Source organism: Janibacter terrae NBRC 107853, assembly GCF_001591405.1.
Taxonomy (GTDB): domain Bacteria; phylum Actinomycetota; class Actinomycetes; order Actinomycetales; family Dermatophilaceae; genus Janibacter; species Janibacter terrae.
Genome location: NZ_BCUV01000004.1, coordinates 26,970 through 45,279, shown reverse-complemented (window position 1 = coordinate 45,279; position 18,310 = coordinate 26,970). Strand labels below are relative to the sequence as shown.

Genomic DNA, 18,310 nt, shown 5'->3' with positions numbered 1-18,310 from the left:
AGCACGCGCGCTCAGCGCGCAGCCGACACGCCCACGACGACGTCCCAGATGCCGTGCGAGACCTCGAGCTTGCTGGCGGGGCCGATCTCCACGACCGCCTCGCTGTCCCGGGTGAGCACCTGGACGCTCGTGTCGTCGGCGCCGAAGGTCTTGTCCGTCCCCACCTCGTTGACGACGAGGAGGTCGCAGCCCTTGCGGGCCAGCTTCTGCCGCCCGAGCTCGAGGACCGAGCCGGTCGCGTCCCCCGTCTCCGCGGCGAAGCCGACGAGGAGCGGTGCTGCCGACGACCCGCGCGCGGCGACGAGACCGGCGAGGACGTCGGGGTTGCGCACGAGCCGGATCGTTGGCGCCGCATCGGGGTCCGCCGGGTCGTGGGTCTTCTTGATCTTGCTCTCGGCGTAGTCCGCGGGCCGGAAGTCGGCCACCGCCGCGACCATGACGACGACGTCGTGGCTCGCGGCCCGGGCGGTCATCTCGGCCTGCAGATCCAGCGCGGTCTGGACCGGCACGACGGTGATCCCGTCGGGGACGGGCAGGGCGAGGTTGGCGGCGACGAGGGTCACCCGCGCGCCCCGGGCGGCGGCGGCCTCGGCCAGGGCCAGGCCCTGCTTGCCGGAGGACCGGTTGCCGAGGTAGCGCACCGGGTCCAGGGGCTCGCGGGTGCCGCCCGTGCTGATGAGCACGGTGCGTCCGGCGAGGTCGGGCCCGCGGGCCGGGTCGGCGGACGGCGAGCCGCCCAGGGCCTCGAGGGCGGCGGCGTGGATCGCCTCCGGCTCCGGGAGCCGGCCGGGGCCGGTGTCGGCACCGGTGAGCCGCCCGGAGGCGGGCTCGACGACGGTCACGCCGCGCTCGCGCAGCGTCGCGACATTGGCCCGCGTCGCCGCGTGCTCCCACATCTCGGTGTGCATCGCCGGGGCGAGCACCACCGGGCAGCGGGCGGTGAGCAGGACATTGGTCAGCAGGTCACCGGCCAGCCCGTGGGCGGCCTTGGCGAGCAGGTCCGCGGTCGTCGGCGCGACGACGACGAGGTCGGCCTCCTGGCCCAGCCGCACGTGGGGCACGTCGGTGATGTTGCTCCAGACGTCGGTCTGGACGGGACGGCCCGAGAGGGCCTCCCACGTGGGGGCCCCGACGAAGCGCAGCGCGGCGTCCGTCGGGACCACGGTCACCTCGTGGCCCTCCTCGGTGAACAGGCGCAGCAGGAGGGCTGCCTTGTAGGCGGCGATGCCGCCTCCGACACCGAGGACGATGCGCACGAAGGGGGGTCCGCTCAGGCCTCGTCGGCGACGGGCGCGTCGGTGGCCGGGAGGTCCTCGCCCTCGGGGGCGCTGGCCTCCTTGGTGAGCAGGCCCTCGTTGATCTCGCGAAGGGCGATCGAGAGCGGCTTGTCGTGGACCTGCGCGTCGACGAGGGGGCCGATGTACTCGAGCAGGCCCTCCTGCAGCTGGGAGTAGTACGCGTTGATCTGGCGGGCCCGCTTGGCGCCGTAGATGACGAGCGCGTACTTGCTGTCAGCCTTGGTCAGCAGGTCGTCGATCGGCGGGTTGGTGATACCGATGGGGTTGGCCGTGGTGCCGGACACGTCGGGGTGGTCCTGTCGTCGGGGTCAGTGGGATCTCATCAATGATACGAGTTCCTCGGCGGCACGACGAATGTCGTCGTTGACGATGACCCGGTCGAACTCGTTCTGGGCCGCCAGCTCGACCTTGGCGGTCTCCAGCCGGACCGCCCGCTCGTCCGCCGTCTCGGTGCCGCGGCCCTCGAGCCGACCGACGAGCTCCTCCCACGTCGGCGGGGCGAGGAAGACGAAGCAGGCGTCGGGCATCGAGGCCCGCACCTGCCGGGCTCCCTGCAGGTCGATCTCCAGCAGGGGGAGCTTGCCCGCGGCCAGGGCCTCCTCGACCGGTCGGCGCGGGGTGCCGTAGGAGGCCCGTCCGTGGACGACCGCCCACTCGAGCATCTGCCCGGAGGCGACCTGCTCGGCGAACTCGTCGCCGGACATGAAGCGGTAGTGCACCCCGTCGACCTCGCCGGGTCGTGGCGGCCGGGTCGTCGCGGACACGGAGAGCCACACCTCGGGGTGGTGCTCGCGGATCCAGGCGGCGACGGTGCCCTTGCCCACGGCGGTGGGTCCGGCGAGGACGGTCAGACGGGGGGTGCTCATGCCCGGGGGAACCTCTCCTGGAGTGCGGTGCGCTGGTGACGGCCGAGTCCGCGGACCCGGCGTGAGGCCGCGATCCCCAGCTCGTCCATGATCCGGGATGCGGTGACGGGCCCGACACCCGGGAGGGACTCGATGAGCGTGCGGACCCGCATCCGGGCCAGCGCGTCGTCGCTCCCGGCGTCCTCGAGGACCTGGGCGACCCCGGTACGACCGGCCTTGAGGTGCTCGCGCACCTCCGCCCGCCGGAGCCGGGCCGAGGCGGCCTGCTCCAGGGCCCGGGCACGCTGCTGCGGGCTGAGGGGCGGGATGCTCACGGCGTGCCTCCGGGGCGTCGGGTCGGCGATCCGGTCACCCTCTCACGCCGCGGTGATGTCGGCGACCTGCGTCGCCACCTCCCGGGCCCGGGCGCGGAGGGAGGACACGTCCGGCCCCGCCCGGAGCACGTCGCGGCTGCTGCTCGCGAGCACCTGGCCGAGCGCCCCGGCGAAGACCGAGCGCACGTCCGCGGCGGTGGCGCCCTGCGCCCCGAGACCGGGTGCGAGGATCGGTCCGCCCATGGCCGGCAGGTCGACGCCGAGGTCCGCGACGGCGGACCCCACGGTCGCGCCGACGACGAGGCCGACGCTGCCGAGCTCGCCACGGGAGCGGGCCCCGGCGTTGTCCGCCGCGGCGTCGTCGGCGATGGCGCCGGCGACGGAGCGGCCGTCGGCGAGCCGGGCGTGCTGCACCTGGGCGCCCTCCGGGTTGGAGGTCAGGGCGAGGACGAAGACCCCGCGACCGGTCTGGTGCGCGAGGTCGATGGCCGGGCGCAGGGAGCCGTACCCCAGGTAGGGGCTGAGCGTGATCGCGTCGGCGGCCGCGGGCGCGTCCGTGCCGAGGAAGGCCTCGCCGTAGGCGTCGACGGTCGTGCCGATGTCGCCGCGCTTGACGTCGAGCACCGTGAGGGTGCCGGCGTCCCGCAGATCGGTGAGGGCCCGCTCGAGGAGGGCCACCCCCTTCGCCCCGAAGACCTCGAAGAAGGCGGACTGCGGCTTGACCGCGGCCACCGCTCCCCCGAAGGCCTCGACGCAGGTCATCGTGAAGCGCTCGAGGCCGGCGAGGTCGTAGGTCAGGCCCCACGACTCGACGAGGCCCCGGTGCGGGTCGATGCCGGCGCACAGCGGTCCGTACTCGGCCATCGCGGCCTGCAGCCGAGCGCCGAAGGGCAGGGGGGGCAGCGGGTCGGCGCTCATGGCGTGAACCTCTCGTGGGCGATCCCGACGACGTCGGACAGGCGGTCGAAGCCGCGCTCGGCGAGCAGCTGCTCGAGCTCGCGCCCGACGCGCTCGGGGGCGGTCGGGTCGTTGAAGGCGGCCGTCCCGACCTGGATCGCGCTCGCGCCCGCCGCGACGAGCTCGAGGGCGTCGCGGCCGTGCCGCACCCCCCCGACCCCGACGATGGGTGCGGTCCTGATCCGGCCGGCGCGCATGGCCCCGGCGACCTGCCAGACCGCCCGGACCGCCATCGGGCGGATCGCCGGCCCGGAGAGCCCACCAGTCGCCGCGATGAGGTGGGGCCGCAGGCGGTCGACGTCGATCGCGACGCCGAGCGTGGTGTTGATCATCGTCAGGCCGTGGGCGCCGGCCCGCAGCACCGTGTCGGCGATCTCGACGATGTCGGTGACGTCGGGGCTGAGCTTGGCGAGCATGGGCAGCCCGCGCGGGACCTCCTCGCGCACGAGCGTCATCACCTTGTGCGAGCTCGCGGGGTCGCACGCGAAGACGAGCCCGCGGTTGGCGACGTTGGGGCAGGAGATGTTGACCTCGATGGCGGCGACGGCGCTCGCGTACCGGCTGCGCACGACCGCGCGCGCGACACCCGCGAACTCCGAGGCCGTGCTCCCGGCGATGGAGACGACGACGCGGGCGCCGATCGAGTGCAGCCAGGCGAGGTCCTCCTCGACGAAGGCCTGGACGCCCGGCCCCTGCAGGCCGATGGAGTTGAGCATCCCCGAGGGGGTCTCCGCCATGCGCGGTGTGCCGCGCCCGGAGACGGGCTGGGCCTTGACCGACTTGGTGACGAAGGCGCCCAGCTGCGCCACGTCGATGAACCGGTGCATCTCCCGGCCGTTGGCGGCGCAGCCGCTCGCGGTCATCATCGGGTTGGGCAGGCGCACCCCGGCCAGGTCCACCGACATGTCGACGGACGCCACGGACGCCACGGACGCCGCGGACGCCGCGGACGTGGACGAAGGGGGTGTCATCGGGCCTCCTTCGGCGCGCCGACCGCGTCGGCGGGCACGCGGCACAGGCCGTCCGCGAAGGCCTCCCAGCGCACGCGGTCGCCTCGGAAGACCGGGCCCTCGAGGCAGCTGCGGACCATCTTGGTCCTGCCCTGCGCGTCGCTGACGGGCATGACGCACGTCATGCAGATGCCGACGCCGCAGGCCATGGCCTCCTCGACGGCGACCTGCGCGATGATCCCGTGTGCCTCGGCGATCTCGCTCATCGAGCGCAGCATGCCCATGGGCCCGCAGCCGTAGAGCACGCCGGCGCCCGTGCGGGTGATGAGGTCGGGCAGCACGTCCGAGACCCAGCCCTGCGTGCCGGCCGACCCGTCGTCGGTCGTCACGGTGACGCCGTCGGCGACCCTGCGGGCCTCGACGACGCCGAAGAGCCGGTCGGCCGAGGCCGCACCGAGGACGATCTCGACGGCGCAACCGCGCTCGCGCAGCTGCTCGGCCAGCCAGAAGAGCGGCGCGGAGCCGTAGCCACCGCCGACGAGGATGCACGGCACCGGCTGCGAGGGCAGCGGGAACCCGCGCCCGAGCGGACCGATGACGCTCACGCTCTCCCCCGCCTCGAGCGCGGTGAGCGCCCGGGTGCCGGGCCCGTGCGCCGCCACGACGACCTCAGTCGTGCCGCCGTAGGTGCCGGCCGGGCTCACCCGGTGGATGGAGAAGCTGCGGCGCAGCAGCATCGAGCTCGTCCCGTCACCGACGGACAGCGCCACGAACTGCCCCGGCCGCGCGATCTCGGCCAGACCCGGCGTGACGAGCGTCAGGTGCCGGTAGGCGCCCACGGCGGCGTTGCCCAGGACCTCGGCGTCGACCTGGACGACACCGGCCCCCTCGCGGGCCGCGATCGTGCGAGCCGTCACCGCCCCACCCCGTAGAGGTCGAGGTCGCGGGCGTGCTCCTGCAGGGGCTTGACCCGCAGCTCGCCGTGGATGCGGGCCTCGATCGACTGCACGGCCGCGCCGAGCTGCTGGACCGTGGTGACGATCGGCTTGTCCATGGCGGTCGTCGCGGCGCGGATCGCGTAGCCGTCGGCGCGGGCGTGCTGCCCGGACGGGGTGTTGAAGACGACGTCGATCTCACCGGCGAGGATCCGGTCGACGACGCTGACCTCCCCTTCGCGACGCTCGGAGTGCTTGGTGACGACCTCGCACTCGATCGCGTTGCGGCGCAGGACGTCCGCGGTGCCCTGGGTCGCCAGGATCGTGAAACCGAGGTCGGCGAGGCGCTTGATCGGGAAGATCATCGCGCGCTTGTCGCGGTTGGCCACGGAGACGAAGACCGTGCCGGTCGTCGGCAGCCCGCTCGAGAGCGACGCGAGCTGGCTCTTGGCGAAGGCGGCACCGAAGTCGTCGTCGATCCCCATGACCTCGCCCGTCGAGCGCATCTCGGGACCGAGCAGCGAGTCGACGACGTCGCCCTCCTTGGTCCGGAAGCGCTTGAAGGGCAGCACGGCCTCCTTGACCGACATCGGCGCGTGGGCCGGCATCGAGCCACCGTCGGCGTGGCGGGGCAGCATGCCCTCGTCCTTGAGCTCGGCGATGCTCGTGCCGAGCATGACGCGGGCCGCGGCCTTGGCCAGGGGCACGCCCGTGGCCTTGGCGACGAAGGGGACGGTGCGCGAGGCCCGCGGGTTGGCCTCCAGGACGTAGAGCACGTCCTGCGCGAGGGCGAACTGGACGTTCATCAGGCCGCGCACGCCGATGCCCTCGGCGAGGGCGAGGGTCGCCTCTCGCACCCGCTGCAGCTCGGAGGTGCCGAGGGTCGCCGGCGGGAGGGTGCAGCTGGAGTCACCGGAGTGGATGCCGGCCTCCTCGATGTGCTCCATGATCCCGCCGAGGTACATCTCGGTGCCGTCGTACAGGGCGTCGACGTCGATCTCGATCGCGTCGTCGAGGAAGCGGTCGACGAGGATCGGGTGCTCGGGGCTGGCGATCGCCGCCCGGGTGACGTACTCGGAGAGCGTGGCGTCGTCGTAGACGATCTCCATGCCGCGTCCGCCCAGGACGTAGGACGGGCGCACCAGGACCGGGTAGCCGATCTCGCCGGCGATCTCCACGGCCTCCTCCGCGCTGAAGGCGGTGCCGTGCTTGGGCGCGTTGAGCCCGGCCTCGTGGAGCACCCGGCCGAAGTGGCCCCGGTCCTCGGCGAGGTCGATCGCCTCGGGCGAGGTCCCGACGATGGGCACGCCGGCGGCCTTCAGCTGACCGGCGAGGCCGAGCGGCGTCTGCCCGCCGAGCTGGACGATGACGCCCGCGACGGGGCCGGCCTGGGTCTCGGCGTGGATGACCTCGAGGGCGTCCTCGAGGGTCAGCGGCTCGAAGTACAGGCGGCTGCTCGTGTCGTAGTCGGTCGAGACCGTCTCGGGGTTGCAGTTGACCATCACGGTGTCGTAGCCGGCGTCGCGCAGGGCGAAGCTGGCGTGCACGCACGAGTAGTCGAACTCGACGCCCTGGCCGATGCGGTTGGGCCCCGACCCGAGGATGATGACGGCCGGACGCTCGCGCGGCTCGACCTCCGTCTCCTCGTCGTAGGAGCTGTAGTGGTAGGGCGTGCGGGCCGCGAACTCCGCCGCGCAGGTGTCGACCGTCTTGTAGACCGGGCGCACCCCGAGGGCGTGGCGCACGCCGCGCACGACGGCCTCGTCCATCCGGCGCAGCCGGGCGATCTGGGCGTCGGAGAACCCGTGCCGCTTGGCCAGGCGCAGCACCTGCGGGTTGAGCTCCTCCGCGGCGTGCACCTCCTCGGCGACCGAGTTGATGAGCGCCATCTGGTCGAGGTACCAGGGGTCGATCTTGGTCGCCTCGAAGACCTCCTCGACCGACACGCCGGCGCGCATCGCCTGCTGCACCTGCACGATCCGGCCGTCGGTGGGCGTGCGTGCCGCCTCGAGGAGCTCGCGGCCGTGCTCGAGCGTGGGCTGGTCGCCGTCCCAGTGGAAGGCAGCACCCTTGCGCTCCGCGGAGCGCAGGGCCTTCTGCAGCGCCTCGGTGAAGTTGCGCCCGATGGCCATCGCCTCACCGACGGACTTCATCGTCGTCGTGAGGGTCGGGTCGGCCGCCGGGAACTTCTCGAACGCGAAGCGGGGCACCTTGACGACGACGTAGTCCAGGCTCGGCTCGAAGGCCGCCGGCGTCTCCTGCGTGATGTCGTTGGGCACCTCGTCGAGCGTGTAGCCGATGGCCATCTTGGCCGCGATCTTGGCGATCGGGAAGCCGGTCGCCTTCGACGCCAGGGCCGAGGAGCGCGAGACGCGGGGGTTCATCTCGATGACGATCATCCGGCCGTCGGCGGGGTTGATCGCGAACTGGATGTTGCAGCCACCGGTCTCGACGCCGACCTCGCGGATGACCGCGATGCCCACGTCGCGCATCTTCTGGTACTCGCGGTCGGTGAGGGTGAGCGCGGGCGCCACGGTGATGGAGTCACCCGTGTGCACACCGACGGGGTCGAAGTTCTCGATCGAGCAGACGACGACGACGTTGTCGACGTTGTCCCTCATCACCTCGAGCTCGTACTCCTTCCAGCCGAGGATCGACTCCTCGAGGAGCACCTCGGTCGTCGGGCTGTACTGCAGGCCCTGGCCGGCGATGCGGCGCAGGTCCGTCTCGTCGTAGGCGAAGCCGGAGCCGAGGCCGCCCATGGTGAAGGAGGGCCGCACGACGACCGGGTAGGTGAGGTCCTCCGCCGCCGCCAGGCACTCCTCCATCGTGTGGCAGATGATCGAGCGGGCCGACTCGGCGCCGCAGCGCTCCACGACGCCCTTGAAGCGCTCGCGGTCCTCGCCGAGCTCGATGGCCTCGACGCTGGCGCCGATGAGCGGGCAACCGTACTTCTCGAGCACGCCGGCCTCGTGGAGCGAGATCGCCGTGTTGAGCGCGGTCTGGCCGCCGAGGGTGGCGAGCACCGCGTCGGGACGCTCGCGCTCGATGATCTTCTCGACCACCTCGGGGGTGATCGGCTCGATGTAGGTCGCGTCCGCGAACTCCGGGTCGGTCATGATCGTCGCCGGGTTGGAGTTGACGAGGATGACCCGCACGCCCTCCTCCCGCAGCACGCGGCAGGCCTGGGTGCCGGAGTAGTCGAACTCGCAGGCCTGTCCGATGACGATCGGCCCGGAGCCGATGACGAGGACGCTCGTGATGTCGTCGCGCTTGGGCATCAGGCCTGGGTCTCCTTGGTGGTGGCGGTGGTGGTCTCGAGGAGGTCGACGAAGCGGTCGAAGAGGTACGCGGCGTCGTGCGGGCCGGCCGCCGCCTCCGGGTGGTACTGCACGGAGAAGGCCAAGAGCTGCCCCGCAGCACTCCGTAGTTCCAAGCCCTCGACGACGTCGTCGTTGAGGCACACGTGGCTCACGGCCGCGGCGCCGAAGGGGGTCTGCGTCACCTCGTCGAGGGGCGCGTCCACGGCGAAGCCGTGGTTGTGGGCGGTGACCTCGACCTTGTTGGTCGTCCGGTCGAAGACCGGCTGATTGATGCCGCGGTGGCCGTACTTGAGCTTGTAGGTGCCGAAGCCCAGGGCCCGCCCGAAGAGCTGGTTGCCGAAGCAGATGCCGAAGTAGGGCAGGCCGGCGCGCAGTGCCTCCTGGAGCAGGGCCACCTGGTCGCCCGCGGTCGCCGGGTCGCCGGGGCCGTTGGAGAAGAACAGGCCGTCGGGGCCGACCGCCATGACCTGCTCGAAGGTGGAGGTCGCGGGCAGCACGTGGACCTCGATGCCGCGCTCGGCGAGCCGCTTCGGGGTCATGGTCTTGATCCCGAGGTCGATCGCGGCGACGGTGAAGCGCTTGTCCCCCTTCGCCTCCACGACGTAGGGCTCGGTGGTGCTCACCTGGGTCGCGAGCGCGGAGCCGGCCATCTCCGGGGCGGCCTGCACCCGCTCCAGCAGGGTCGCCTCGTCGGCGAGGGCCTCGCCGGAGAAGATCCCGACGCGCATGGCGCCCCGCTCGCGCAGGTGGCGGGTGAGCGCCCGGGTGTCGATCCCGGCGATGCTGACGATGCCTTGCGCGGCGAGCTCCTCCTCGAGCGAGCGGCGCGAGCGCCAGCTGCTCGGGCGGATCGCGGGGTCGCGCAGGACGTAGCCGGCGACGTGGATGCGGGAGGACTCGTCGTCCTCGTCGTTCCAGCCGGTGTTGCCCACGTGCGGCGAGGTCATGACGACGACCTGGCCGCGGTAGCTGGGGTCGGTGAGGGTCTCCTGGTAGCCGGTCATGCCGGTGGAGAAGACCGCCTCACCGACGGTGGCACCGACGGCGCCGTAAGCCGTGCCGGCGAAGGTCCGACCGTCCTCGAGGACGAGGACCGCGGGGGTGGTGGTGTGGTGACTCAACTGATGACCTCTCCATCGGTGGCCGTGACGCGGCCGCGCAGGATCGTCGTGCGGACCCGCCCGGTGAGGGTGTGCCCGGCGAAGGGGGTGTTGCGGGACAGGGAGAGCGAGGTGGCCGGGTCGACGGTGACCCGCTCGCTCGGGTCGACGAGGACGAGGTTGGCCGGGGAGCCGACCTCGATCGCCCGTCCGTGGTCGGTGAGCCCGGCGATGCGGGCCGGGGCGTGGGACATCCGCTCGGCGAGCGTCGCGAGGTCGGTGCGACCGGAGCCGACCATCACGTCGTGCACGACGGAGAAGGCCGTCTCGAGCCCGAGCATGCCGAAGGCGGCGTCCGGGAAGGCGTGCTCCTTGTCGTGGCGGGCGTGCGGGGCGTGGTCGGTCGCGACGGCGTCGATCGTGCCGTCGGCCAGGGCCTCGCGCAGCGCCTCGACGTCCTCGGCGGGGCGCAGCGGCGGGTTGACCTTGTACACCGGGTCGTAGCCGCTCAGCAGGTCGGTCGTGAGCACGAGGTGGTGCGGGGTCACCTCCGCGGTCACGCGGGCCCCGCGACGCTTGGCCCAGCGCACGGCCTCGACGCCCTCGGCGGTCGAGACGTGAGCGACGTGCACGCGTGAGCCGGTGTGCAGCGCCAGCTCGGCGTCGCGGGCGATGATGCTCGACTCGGCGACGGCCGGCCAGCCGGTGAGGCCCAGGCGGCCGCTCAGCTCGCCCTCGTGGCAGCACGCGGCCGGGCCGGCGAGGGCCGGGTCCTGGGCGTGCTGGGAGATGACGCCGTCGAAGGCCCGCACGTACTCGAGCGCCCGGCGCATGACCCGCGCGTCGTGGACGCAGCGGCCGTCGTCGGAGAAGACCCTGACCTGGGCCCGGGAGCGGTGCATGAGACCGAGCTCGGCCAGCTCGGCGCCCTCGAGGCTCTTGGTCACGGCACCGATCGGCCGGACGTCGCAGTGCCCGGCGGCGACCCCGAGGTCGAGGACGCGCTCGGCGGCCTCGGCGGTGTCGGTGACCGGGCTGGTGTTGGCCATCGCGAGGACCGCCGTGAAGCCACCGGCGGCGGCGGCGGCCGACCCGGTGCGGACGGTCTCGGCGTCCTCCCGGCCGGGCTCGCGCAGGTGGGTGTGCAGGTCGACGAAACCGGGCAGCAGGACCAGCCCGTCGGCGTCGAGGCGCTCGGCCTGCCGGGTCGCGTCGGCGGAGGCGTCGGCCCCGAGCGCGACGACGGCGCCGTCGCGCACGAGCACGTCGGTGGCCGCAGCGCCCAGCGGGGAGGCCCCGGTGATCAGCAGGTCCCTCATGCGGCGCCCCCTTCGTCGGTCAGGCCGGAGGCCAGCAGGTGGTAGAGGACGCTCATCCGCACGGCGACACCGGCGCTGACCTGGTCGAGGACCAGGCTGCTCGCGGCGTCCGCCGCGTCGGCGGCGATCTCGAGGCCGCGGTTCATCGGGCCGGGGTGGCAGATGACCGCCTCGGGGTTGGCGGCGGTGAGCGCGGCGAGGCGGTCGCGGGTCAGGCCGTAGCCGACCGTGTACTCGCGGGCCGTGGGGAAGAACCCGCCCGACATCCGCTCGCGCTGGACCCGCAGCATCATCAGGGCGTCGACCCCGGAGTCGATGACCTCGTCGAGGTCGTCGCTCAGGGTGAAGCCGTCGGCCTGCGCCCAGCGCGCGGCCCCGCTCGGCATGAGCGTCGGCGGCGCGACGACCGTGACCTGCGCACCGAGGCGCGGCAGGGACAGGACGTTGGAGCGGAAGACCCGGCTGTGCGTGACGTCCCCGACGATCGCGACCCGCTTGCCCTCGAGCGTGCCGAGGCGCCGACGGATCGTGTAGGCGTCGAGCAGCGCCTGGGTCGGGTGCTCATGGGTGCCGTCGCCGGCGTTGACGACCGAGGTGCGCACGTCGGCCTCGTCGAACCAGCGGGCCACCTGGTGGGCGGCACCGGAGGCCTGGTGCCGCATGACGATCGCGTCCACCCCCATGGCGGCGATGGTGCGCACGGTGTCGCGGAGGGACTCCCCCTTCGACGTCGAGGACCCCTTGCCGGTGATGTTGATCGTGTCGGCGCTCATCCACTTGCCGGCGATCTCGAAGGAGCTGCGCGTGCGGGTGGAGTCCTCGAAGAAGAGGTTGATGATCGTGCGTCCCCGCAGGGTCGGGATCTTCTTGACCTGGCGATGCTGCACCTCGTGCATCTCGGCCGCGGTGTCGAGGACCTCGCGCAGGGCGTCGTCGCCGAGGTCGGCGACGGAGAGCAGGTGGCGGGTCATCGGGGGTCACCGCCCGAGATCGTCACGGAGTCCTCGACGCCGTCGTGCCCGGTGAGGCGCACGGTGACGCGCTCGGCCTGGGACGTGGGGAGGTTCTTGCCGACGTGGTCGGCGCGGATCGGCAGCTCGCGGTGCCCGCGGTCGACGAGGACGGCCAGGCGCACCGCCCGCGGGCGGCCGTAGTCGGACAGCGCGTCCAGGGCGGCGCGCACGGTCCGGCCGGAGTAGAGGACGTCGTCGACGAGGACGACGATGCGGTCGTCGACGCCGGCAGCGGGGAAGGTGGTCTGCTGCGGCGCGCGGGTCGGGCGGCCCCGCAGGTCGTCGCGGTACATCGTCACGTCGAGCGAGCCGACGGGTACCGAGGCGCCCTCGATCTCCGTCATGAGCGCTGCGAGGCGCTGGGCGAGCTCGACGCCGCGACTGGGGATGCCGAGCAGGACGACGTCCTGGGCCCCCTTGTTGCGCTCGACGACCTCGTGGGCGATGCGACGCAGCGCTCGGGCGACGTCGGAGGTGCTGAGCACCTCACGGGCTGGCGGCTCGGGGCCGACCTCTGGGGGCGTGTCCGGACACATGGGTGTCTCGAGACCTCCTTCTCTGCCTCACGGGACAGTGGTTAAAGGATGTCGATCGGCCCCGACTCTACCGTCCGCGGCGGGACCGCCCGACATCCGTCCACGTCCGCCCGGCACCGCCACCCCGTGGGCGAAGGGGGCTCATCATGCGTTTTGCTTATGCCAGACATAACTTCCTATTATCTTCGACGTGACCGAGACCCCCCTCCTGCAGCTGTCCGGCCTGCGCAAGGAGTTCCCCTCCGCGCGCGGGCCGGTCGTCGCACTCGACGACATCACCCTGTCGATCGCGCGCGGCTCGATCCACGGCATCGTCGGTCGCTCCGGCGCCGGCAAGTCCACGCTCATCCGCTGCCTCACCGGGCTCGAGCGGCCGACCTCCGGGACGGTGGACCTCGACGGCACCGACATCCCGGCCCTCGCCGGCGAGCAGCTGCGCGCGGTGCGTCGCCGCTTCGGCATGGTCTTCCAGCACGCCAACCTGCTCGACTCGCGCACGGCCGCCGACAACATCGCCCTCCCCCTGGAGATCGCCGGCTGGTCCGCCGACGAGCGCCGGGCGCGCGTCGCCGAGCTGCTCGAGCTCGTCGGGCTCACCGATCGCGCCGACAACCACCCCGGCCAGCTCTCCGGTGGCCAGCAGCAGCGCGTCGGCATCGCCCGCGCCCTGGCGACCCGTCCCGACATCCTGCTGTGCGACGAGCCGACCTCGGCCCTGGACGCCGCGACCACCCGGCAGATCCTGGGGCTGCTGCGCGACCTGCGCGAGCACCTCGGGATCACCGTCGTCATCATCACGCACGAGCCCTCCGTCGTCCGCGAGGTGTGCGACACGGTGACCCTCCTGGCCGACGGCCGCGTCGTCGAGACCGGCCCCATCGGTGAGGTCGTGGCCGACCCGCGCCGCCAGCTCCACCGCGACCTCGTCCCCCTGCCCCCGCTGCCGCTCGGGCACGAGGGTGGCTACGTCGAGGTCGCGCTCGGCGACAGCCGCTCCGGCACCACGAGCGTCGACGCCGTCCTGGCGCTGCTGCGCGAGGCCGGCATCCCCGCCGAGGTCGCCGCGGCGACGCTCGAGACCATCGCCGGCCGCCGCGTCGGCCGCATCCAGCTCGAGGTCGAGCCGGCGCGCACCGGTGACGCCGTCCGCGTCCTCGAGGCCGCCCACCTGTCCCCGGAGGTGGCCGCATGACCGCCCTGACCACCGTCGCCGCCGAGGGCCGCTGGCTCGACAACGACGTCATCCGCCAGCTCGTCCCCACCGCCGTCTGGGAGACGCTGGCGATGACCGGCCTCGCGGGCGTGCTCACCGCGCTGCTCGGCATCCCCGTCGGTGTGCTGCTCTACACGAGCTCGCCCGGCGGCACCTCGCCCCACCCCACCGTCCACCGTGCGCTCGGGGCGGTCGTCAACGTCGGACGCTCGCTGCCCTTCCTCATCCTGATGATCGCGATCATCCCGTTCACGCGCTTCGTCGTCGGGACCTCGATCGGCTGGCAGGCGGCGGTCGTCCCGCTCACCGTCGGCGCCATCCCCTTCTACGCCCGGCTCGTCGAGACCTCGCTGCGCGAGGTGCCTGCGGGCAAGGTCGAGGCCGTCGCGATGATGGGCGCCACGCGTCGCGAGATCACCCGCAAGGTGCTGCTCCCGGAGGCGCGCTCCGGTCTCGTGGCCGGACTGACGACGACGGTCATCGCGCTCATCGGCTACACCGCGATGGCCGGTGCCATCGGCGGCGGCGGCCTCGGCGCCGTCGCGATGTCCTACGGGTACAACCGCTTCGAGTCCGACGTGATGATCGTCTGCGTCGCCCTCCTCGTCGTCATCGTGACGATCGTCCAGGTCGTCGGCGACCTCGTCGCCCGCCGCCTCGACCACCGCTGACCTCCCCCCTTCGTACCACCGGCCCGACCGGCCACCCATCGAGAGGAACCACCATGCCCACCACCCGCTCCGCGACCCGCGCTGCTGCGGTCATCACCGTCTCCGCCCTTGCCCTCGCGGCCTGCGGCGCGGTCGAGGACGATGCCGAGGGCCCCGCGGCCGGCGACGGCGGCGTCACCACGATCTCCGTCGGCGCGTCCCCCACCCCGCACGCCAAGATCCTCGAGTTCGTCGACAAGGAGCTCGCGCCCGACGCGAAGCTCGACCTGGAGATCAAGACCTTCGACGACTACGTCCAGCCCAACGTCCAGCTCTCCGAGGGCACGCTCGACGCGAACTACTACCAGCACCTCCCCTACTACGAGGCGCAGGTCAAGGACCGCGGGTACGAGTTCGCGCACTACACGGGCATCCACATCGAGCCCTTCGCCCTGTACTCCGACAAGGTCAAGGACGTCAAGGACCTGCCGGACGGCGCCCAGATCGGCATCAACAACGACCCGTCCAACCAGGGTCGCGCGCTGCAGCTGCTCGCCGACAATGACGTCATCACCCTCAAGGACGGCAAGGACGCGACCAACGCGACCATCCTCGACGTCGCCGACAACCCGAAGGACCTCACCTTCAAGGAGACCGACGCGGCCCAGCTCGCGCGCTCGCTCCAGGACCTCGACGCCGCCGTCATCAACGGCAACTACGCCATCGAGGCCGACCTGTCGGTCGATGACGCGCTGCTCGTCGAGGAGGGCAAGGACAGCCCGTACGCCAACTTCCTCGCGGTGCAGAAGGCCAACGAGGACAACGCGTCGCTGAAGAAGCTCGACGAGCTCCTCCACTCCCCCGAGGTCAAGAAGTACATCGAGGAGACCTGGCCGAACGGTGAGGTCCTGCCCGCCTTCTGATCGACGCGCGGCTCAGGAGGGGTCGGTCGCCCGTGGGCGGCTGCCGGGCCGGTCGTCCCGCACGCCGGTGATGACCGGCCTCAGGGCGAGCACCGACGCGACGTCGCCCAGGTCGGCGAGCTCGCGCAGCAGCACCCTCGTCGGGGTCATCAGCCGCAGCCGCTGCTCCGTCGCCGCGGTGAGGAGGGCGTCGACGCCCTCCCACACGGAGTGCGTGGCCTCGGTCGTGAGGTGCGTCGGCTGGTCGGGAGCGTGCCCGGGCACGGGGAGGACGAAGAAGGCGACGTCGAAGCGCTTGGGCGAGGCCTCGGGGGTCACCCAGCGGTCCCACGGCAGCAGCGCCTCGGGGTCGGCGAGGAGCCCGGTCTCCTCGGCGAGCTCCCGCAGCCCGGTGGCGAGCAGGGTGCGCGCGGACACGCTCGGGTCGACGTGGACGGGGGCGTCGACGGGGACCTGACGCCACCGGCGCACGTGCTCGGCGAGGGTCGCGGCGGACAGGGCGAGGTCCGCTCCCCTCGCCTCGTCGGCCGGGTCGCACCGGCCGCCGGGGAAGACGACGACACCGGCCGCGAAGTCCATCGTCGTCGCGCGGTGCTGGACGAAGACCTCGAGGCCGTCCGGCCCGTCACGCAGCGGGATGACGCTCACGGCCGGGCGGGCGACGACGGGCGTCACGATCTGACCGGGGCCTCGTCCTCGACCTCGTCGGCGACCTCCCCGCCCTCGGCCGACTCGGTGACGACCTCGTCCGCGCTGACGATGCCGGCGAGCAGGTCGACCTGCTCGCTGATGTACCGCAGGACGACCGCCGCGACGGCGGCCACCGGCACGGCGAGGAAGGCACCGACGATGCCGAAGAGCGTGCTGCCCACCGCGACCGCCAGGAGGATCACGCCGGCGTGCAGCTGCATCGAGCGGCCCTGGAGGAAGGGCTGGAGGACATTGCCCTCGATCTGCTGCACCGCGATGATCAGCGCGAGCACGAGCAGCGCCGTCGTGGGGCCCTGGGCGACGAGGGCGACGAGGACGGACAGGACGCCGACGGCGAAGGCACCGACGATCGGCACGAAGCCACCGAAGAAGGTGAGGATCGCCAGGGCGAAGGCGAGCGGCACGCCGAGCAGCGCCAGACCGGTGCCGATGAGGACCGCGTCGACGGCGGAGACGAGCGCCTGGGTGCGGATGAAGCCACCCAGGGTGTTCCACGACCGCGTCGCCACCTCGGTGAGGTGACCACCGGCGCGCTCACCGGCGACCCGACGGACGAAGGGGAGGAACGCCGGCCCGTCCTTGATGAAGAAGAAGACGAGCACGAGGACGAGGACGAGGGTGACGAGGCCGGAGCCGACGGCCGAGGCACCGGCCAGGGCACCGCTCGCGATCTGGCCGCTCCGCTCCTGCAGCCAGGTCGTCGCCTTGCCGACCGCGTCGTCGATCGTCGCGCTGTCGACGTTGAAGGGCGGCTTGGCCGCGAGCTCCTGCAGGTCGCCCAGGCCCTTGGCCGCCTGGTCGGCGAGGTCACCGGACTGCGAGACGAGCGAGGGCGCGATCGCGCCGAGGACCCCGAAGAAGACGAGGAGCGAGCCGACGATGACCAGCGCCGCGGCGAGCGCGGAGGGCACCCCCTTCGCCCGCAGCCAGCGGGTCGGCGGCCACAGGACCGTGGCGACGATGAGCGCGAGGAGCACGGGGAAGACCCCGACCCAGAGCTTGCCGAGGACCCACCAGACCACGACCGCTCCGGCCGCCAGGAGGACCAGGCGCCACGACCACCGGGCGAGCGCGGTCAGCCCCCGTCCGATGACGACGCCGCGGTCCACGGGCTCGGGGCGGTGCTCGACGGTGGTCTCGCTGCTCATGTGTCTCCTCAGACGAGGGTGGGCTTGACCTCGACGATGCGCGCCAGCAGCCCGTTGATGAACTTCGGCGACTCGTCCGTGCTGAGCTCGGTCGCCAGGACGACGGCCTCGCTCACGGCGACCTGGTCGGGGACGTCCTCGCTGAAGAGGATCTCCCAGGCGCCGAGCCGCAGGATGGCGCGGTCGACGTCGGGCATGCGGTCGAGGGTCCAGCCCTGGCTGTACGTGGTCAGGGCGTCGTTGATGTCGTTCCAGTGCGCCACGACGCCCTGGACAGCGGTGATCGTGTACGGGTTGAGCGGCGCCGGCGTGACCGGCTTCGACGCCCGCTCGCTCGCGAGGTCACTCGCGTTCAGGCCCCGGGACTCGGCCTCGAAGAGCAGGTCGACGGCACGCCGACGCGCCTTGGTGCGTGCCCCCACTCAGCTCACTCGACCGAGGTAGGAGCCGTCGCGGGTGTCGACCTTGACCTTGGTGCCCTGCTCGAGGAAGAGCGGGACGGCGATCTCGGCGCCGGTCTCGAGGGTGGCCGGCTTGGTGCCACCGGTCGAGCGGTCGCCCTGGAGGCCCGGCTCGGTGTAGGTGATCTCGAGGACGACCGAGGCGGGCAGCTCGACGTACAGGACGCTGCCGTCGTGGCGGGCGATGACCGCCTCCTGGTTCTCCAGCATGTACTTGGCGGCGTCACCGACGACCTCCGGCGCGACCGGGATCTGGTCGTAGGTGTCGGGGTCCATGAAGACGAAGTCGGTGCCGTCGTTGTACAGGTACTGCATCGTGCGCTTGTCGACGTTGGACGTCTCGACCTTGGTGCCGGCGTTGAAGGTCTTGTCGACGGTCTTGCCGCTCGTGACGTTCTTCAGCTTGGTGCGCACGAAGGCCGGGCCCTTGCCGGGCTTGACGTGCTGGAACTCCACGACGCTCCAGAGCTGGCCGTCGATGTTGAGGACCATGCCGTTCTTGAGGTCATTCGTCGTTGCCACGGGTGTGCTCGCCTTCGCGTCGTCTCGGTCTGGTCTCCCACCGCTGCGCCGAGGGCGCGCGCGGGCCGCCC

At 72.5% G+C, this 18,310-nt stretch carries 19 protein-coding genes; 3 read left to right on the top strand and 16 right to left on the bottom strand.

Features of this window, described 5'->3' with window-relative positions; all coding sequences use genetic code 11:
- Positions 1–11: 11 nt before the first annotated feature.
- From coaBC to pyrR, 12 genes are read right to left on the bottom strand one after another with little or no spacing between them, the layout of a single operon-like run.
- Entirely contained in the window at positions 12–1,256 is a 1,245-nt protein-coding gene (coaBC, locus tag JT1_RS04270) for a bifunctional phosphopantothenoylcysteine decarboxylase/phosphopantothenate--cysteine ligase CoaBC (RefSeq protein ID WP_068323610.1), read from the bottom strand.
- Positions 1,257–1,270: 14 nt separating this feature from the next.
- Positions 1,271–1,582 carry a DNA-directed RNA polymerase subunit omega gene (gene rpoZ, locus JT1_RS04265; protein ID WP_068323608.1) on the bottom strand — a complete coding sequence of 104 codons (312 nt, stop codon included), beginning with the start codon at positions 1,580–1,582 and terminating at the stop codon, positions 1,271–1,273.
- Positions 1,583–1,606: 24 nt separating this feature from the next.
- A complete protein-coding gene (gmk, locus tag JT1_RS04260) occupies positions 1,607–2,164 on the bottom strand; it encodes a guanylate kinase (protein ID WP_068323606.1) in 558 nt (185 codons plus the stop codon).
- Positions 2,161–2,478: an integration host factor, actinobacterial type gene (gene mihF, locus JT1_RS04255; RefSeq protein ID WP_068323604.1), complete on the bottom strand. Its 318-nt coding sequence runs from the start codon at positions 2,476–2,478 to the stop codon at positions 2,161–2,163. Before mihF ends, gmk begins: the two co-directional genes overlap by 4 nt.
- Positions 2,479–2,520: 42 nt before the next feature.
- On the bottom strand, positions 2,521–3,396 hold the full coding sequence (gene pyrF / locus JT1_RS04250) for an orotidine-5'-phosphate decarboxylase (protein ID WP_068323600.1): 876 nt from the start codon (positions 3,394–3,396) through the stop codon (positions 2,521–2,523).
- On the bottom strand, positions 3,393–4,406 hold the full coding sequence (locus JT1_RS04245) for a dihydroorotate dehydrogenase (RefSeq protein WP_255218250.1): 1,014 nt from the start codon (positions 4,404–4,406) through the stop codon (positions 3,393–3,395). Before JT1_RS04245 ends, pyrF begins: the two co-directional genes overlap by 4 nt.
- Complete coding sequence (locus JT1_RS04240) at positions 4,403–5,302, bottom strand: dihydroorotate dehydrogenase electron transfer subunit (RefSeq protein ID WP_211596762.1); 900 nt, start codon at positions 5,300–5,302, stop codon at positions 4,403–4,405. Before JT1_RS04240 ends, JT1_RS04245 begins: the two co-directional genes overlap by 4 nt.
- Positions 5,299–8,601, bottom strand: a complete 3,303-nt coding sequence (gene carB / locus JT1_RS04235; protein ID WP_068323598.1) for a carbamoyl-phosphate synthase large subunit — start codon at positions 8,599–8,601, stop codon at positions 5,299–5,301. The genes JT1_RS04240 and carB overlap by 4 nt, the downstream gene beginning before the upstream one ends.
- Positions 8,601–9,764 carry a glutamine-hydrolyzing carbamoyl-phosphate synthase small subunit gene (carA, locus tag JT1_RS04230; RefSeq protein WP_068323596.1) on the bottom strand — a complete coding sequence of 388 codons (1,164 nt, stop codon included), beginning with the start codon at positions 9,762–9,764 and terminating at the stop codon, positions 8,601–8,603. Before carA ends, carB begins: the two co-directional genes overlap by 1 nt.
- Positions 9,761–11,062, bottom strand: a complete 1,302-nt coding sequence (locus tag JT1_RS04225) for a dihydroorotase (RefSeq protein WP_068323593.1) — start codon at positions 11,060–11,062, stop codon at positions 9,761–9,763. The genes carA and JT1_RS04225 overlap by 4 nt, the downstream gene beginning before the upstream one ends.
- Complete coding sequence (locus JT1_RS04220; protein WP_068323591.1) at positions 11,059–12,033, bottom strand: aspartate carbamoyltransferase catalytic subunit; 975 nt, start codon at positions 12,031–12,033, stop codon at positions 11,059–11,061. Before JT1_RS04220 ends, JT1_RS04225 begins: the two co-directional genes overlap by 4 nt.
- Positions 12,030–12,611: a bifunctional pyr operon transcriptional regulator/uracil phosphoribosyltransferase PyrR gene (gene pyrR, locus JT1_RS04215; RefSeq protein WP_068323589.1), complete on the bottom strand. Its 582-nt coding sequence runs from the start codon at positions 12,609–12,611 to the stop codon at positions 12,030–12,032. The genes JT1_RS04220 and pyrR overlap by 4 nt, the downstream gene beginning before the upstream one ends.
- A gap of 181 nt (positions 12,612–12,792) precedes the next feature.
- On the opposite strand from pyrR, the gene JT1_RS04210 reads away from it, so the two are divergent.
- The 3 genes from JT1_RS04210 to JT1_RS04200 are packed head-to-tail and all read left to right on the top strand — an operon-like array spanning position 12,793 to position 15,397.
- Positions 12,793–13,803, top strand: a complete 1,011-nt coding sequence (locus JT1_RS04210) for a methionine ABC transporter ATP-binding protein (RefSeq protein ID WP_068323586.1) — start codon at positions 12,793–12,795, stop codon at positions 13,801–13,803.
- Positions 13,800–14,495 carry a methionine ABC transporter permease gene (locus JT1_RS04205; RefSeq protein WP_068323585.1) on the top strand — a complete coding sequence of 232 codons (696 nt, stop codon included), beginning with the start codon at positions 13,800–13,802 and terminating at the stop codon, positions 14,493–14,495. The genes JT1_RS04210 and JT1_RS04205 overlap by 4 nt, the downstream gene beginning before the upstream one ends.
- A 53-nt stretch (positions 14,496–14,548) precedes the next feature.
- Complete coding sequence (locus JT1_RS04200; RefSeq protein ID WP_068323584.1) at positions 14,549–15,397, top strand: MetQ/NlpA family ABC transporter substrate-binding protein; 849 nt, start codon at positions 14,549–14,551, stop codon at positions 15,395–15,397.
- Positions 15,398–15,409: 12 nt separating this feature from the next.
- Here the strand turns inward: JT1_RS04200 and JT1_RS04195 are convergent, their stop codons facing one another.
- Genes JT1_RS04195 through efp form a run of 4 tightly spaced genes read right to left on the bottom strand, consistent with a single transcriptional unit; the run spans position 15,410 to position 18,239 of the window.
- On the bottom strand, positions 15,410–16,072 hold the full coding sequence (locus JT1_RS04195) for an NUDIX hydrolase (RefSeq protein ID WP_174522854.1): 663 nt from the start codon (positions 16,070–16,072) through the stop codon (positions 15,410–15,412).
- Positions 16,069–17,256: an AI-2E family transporter gene (locus JT1_RS04190; protein ID WP_068323583.1), complete on the bottom strand. Its 1,188-nt coding sequence runs from the start codon at positions 17,254–17,256 to the stop codon at positions 16,069–16,071. Before JT1_RS04190 ends, JT1_RS04195 begins: the two co-directional genes overlap by 4 nt.
- Positions 17,257–17,264: 8 nt before the next feature.
- Complete coding sequence (gene nusB / locus JT1_RS04185; RefSeq protein WP_068323582.1) at positions 17,265–17,678, bottom strand: transcription antitermination factor NusB; 414 nt, start codon at positions 17,676–17,678, stop codon at positions 17,265–17,267.
- Positions 17,679–18,239, bottom strand: a complete 561-nt coding sequence (gene efp / locus JT1_RS04180) for an elongation factor P (protein WP_068323581.1) — start codon at positions 18,237–18,239, stop codon at positions 17,679–17,681. It lies immediately after the preceding gene.
- Between the last annotated feature and the right edge of the window lie 71 nt (positions 18,240–18,310).

Bases quoted from the DNA above. Each gene is read 5' to 3' on its own strand.
- gmk (WP_068323606.1), bottom strand. From the start codon at position 2,164: ATGAGCACCCCCCGTCTGACCGTCCTCGCCGGACCCACCGCCGTGGGC.
- pyrF (WP_068323600.1), bottom strand. From the start codon at position 3,396: ATGAGCGCCGACCCGCTGCCCCCCCTGCCCTTCGGCGCTCGGCTGCAG.
- JT1_RS04245 (WP_255218250.1), bottom strand. From the start codon at position 4,406: ATGACACCCCCTTCGTCCACGTCCGCGGCGTCCGCGGCGTCCGTGGCG.
- carB (WP_068323598.1), bottom strand. From the start codon at position 8,601: ATGCCCAAGCGCGACGACATCACGAGCGTCCTCGTCATCGGCTCCGGG.
- JT1_RS04225 (WP_068323593.1), bottom strand. From the start codon at position 11,062: ATGAGGGACCTGCTGATCACCGGGGCCTCCCCGCTGGGCGCTGCGGCC.
- JT1_RS04220 (WP_068323591.1), bottom strand. From the start codon at position 12,033: ATGACCCGCCACCTGCTCTCCGTCGCCGACCTCGGCGACGACGCCCTG.
- pyrR (WP_068323589.1), bottom strand. From the start codon at position 12,611: ATGTGTCCGGACACGCCCCCAGAGGTCGGCCCCGAGCCGCCAGCCCGT.
- JT1_RS04205 (WP_068323585.1), top strand. From the start codon at position 13,800: ATGACCGCCCTGACCACCGTCGCCGCCGAGGGCCGCTGGCTCGACAAC.
- JT1_RS04200 (WP_068323584.1), top strand. From the start codon at position 14,549: ATGCCCACCACCCGCTCCGCGACCCGCGCTGCTGCGGTCATCACCGTC.
- JT1_RS04190 (WP_068323583.1), bottom strand. From the start codon at position 17,256: ATGAGCAGCGAGACCACCGTCGAGCACCGCCCCGAGCCCGTGGACCGC.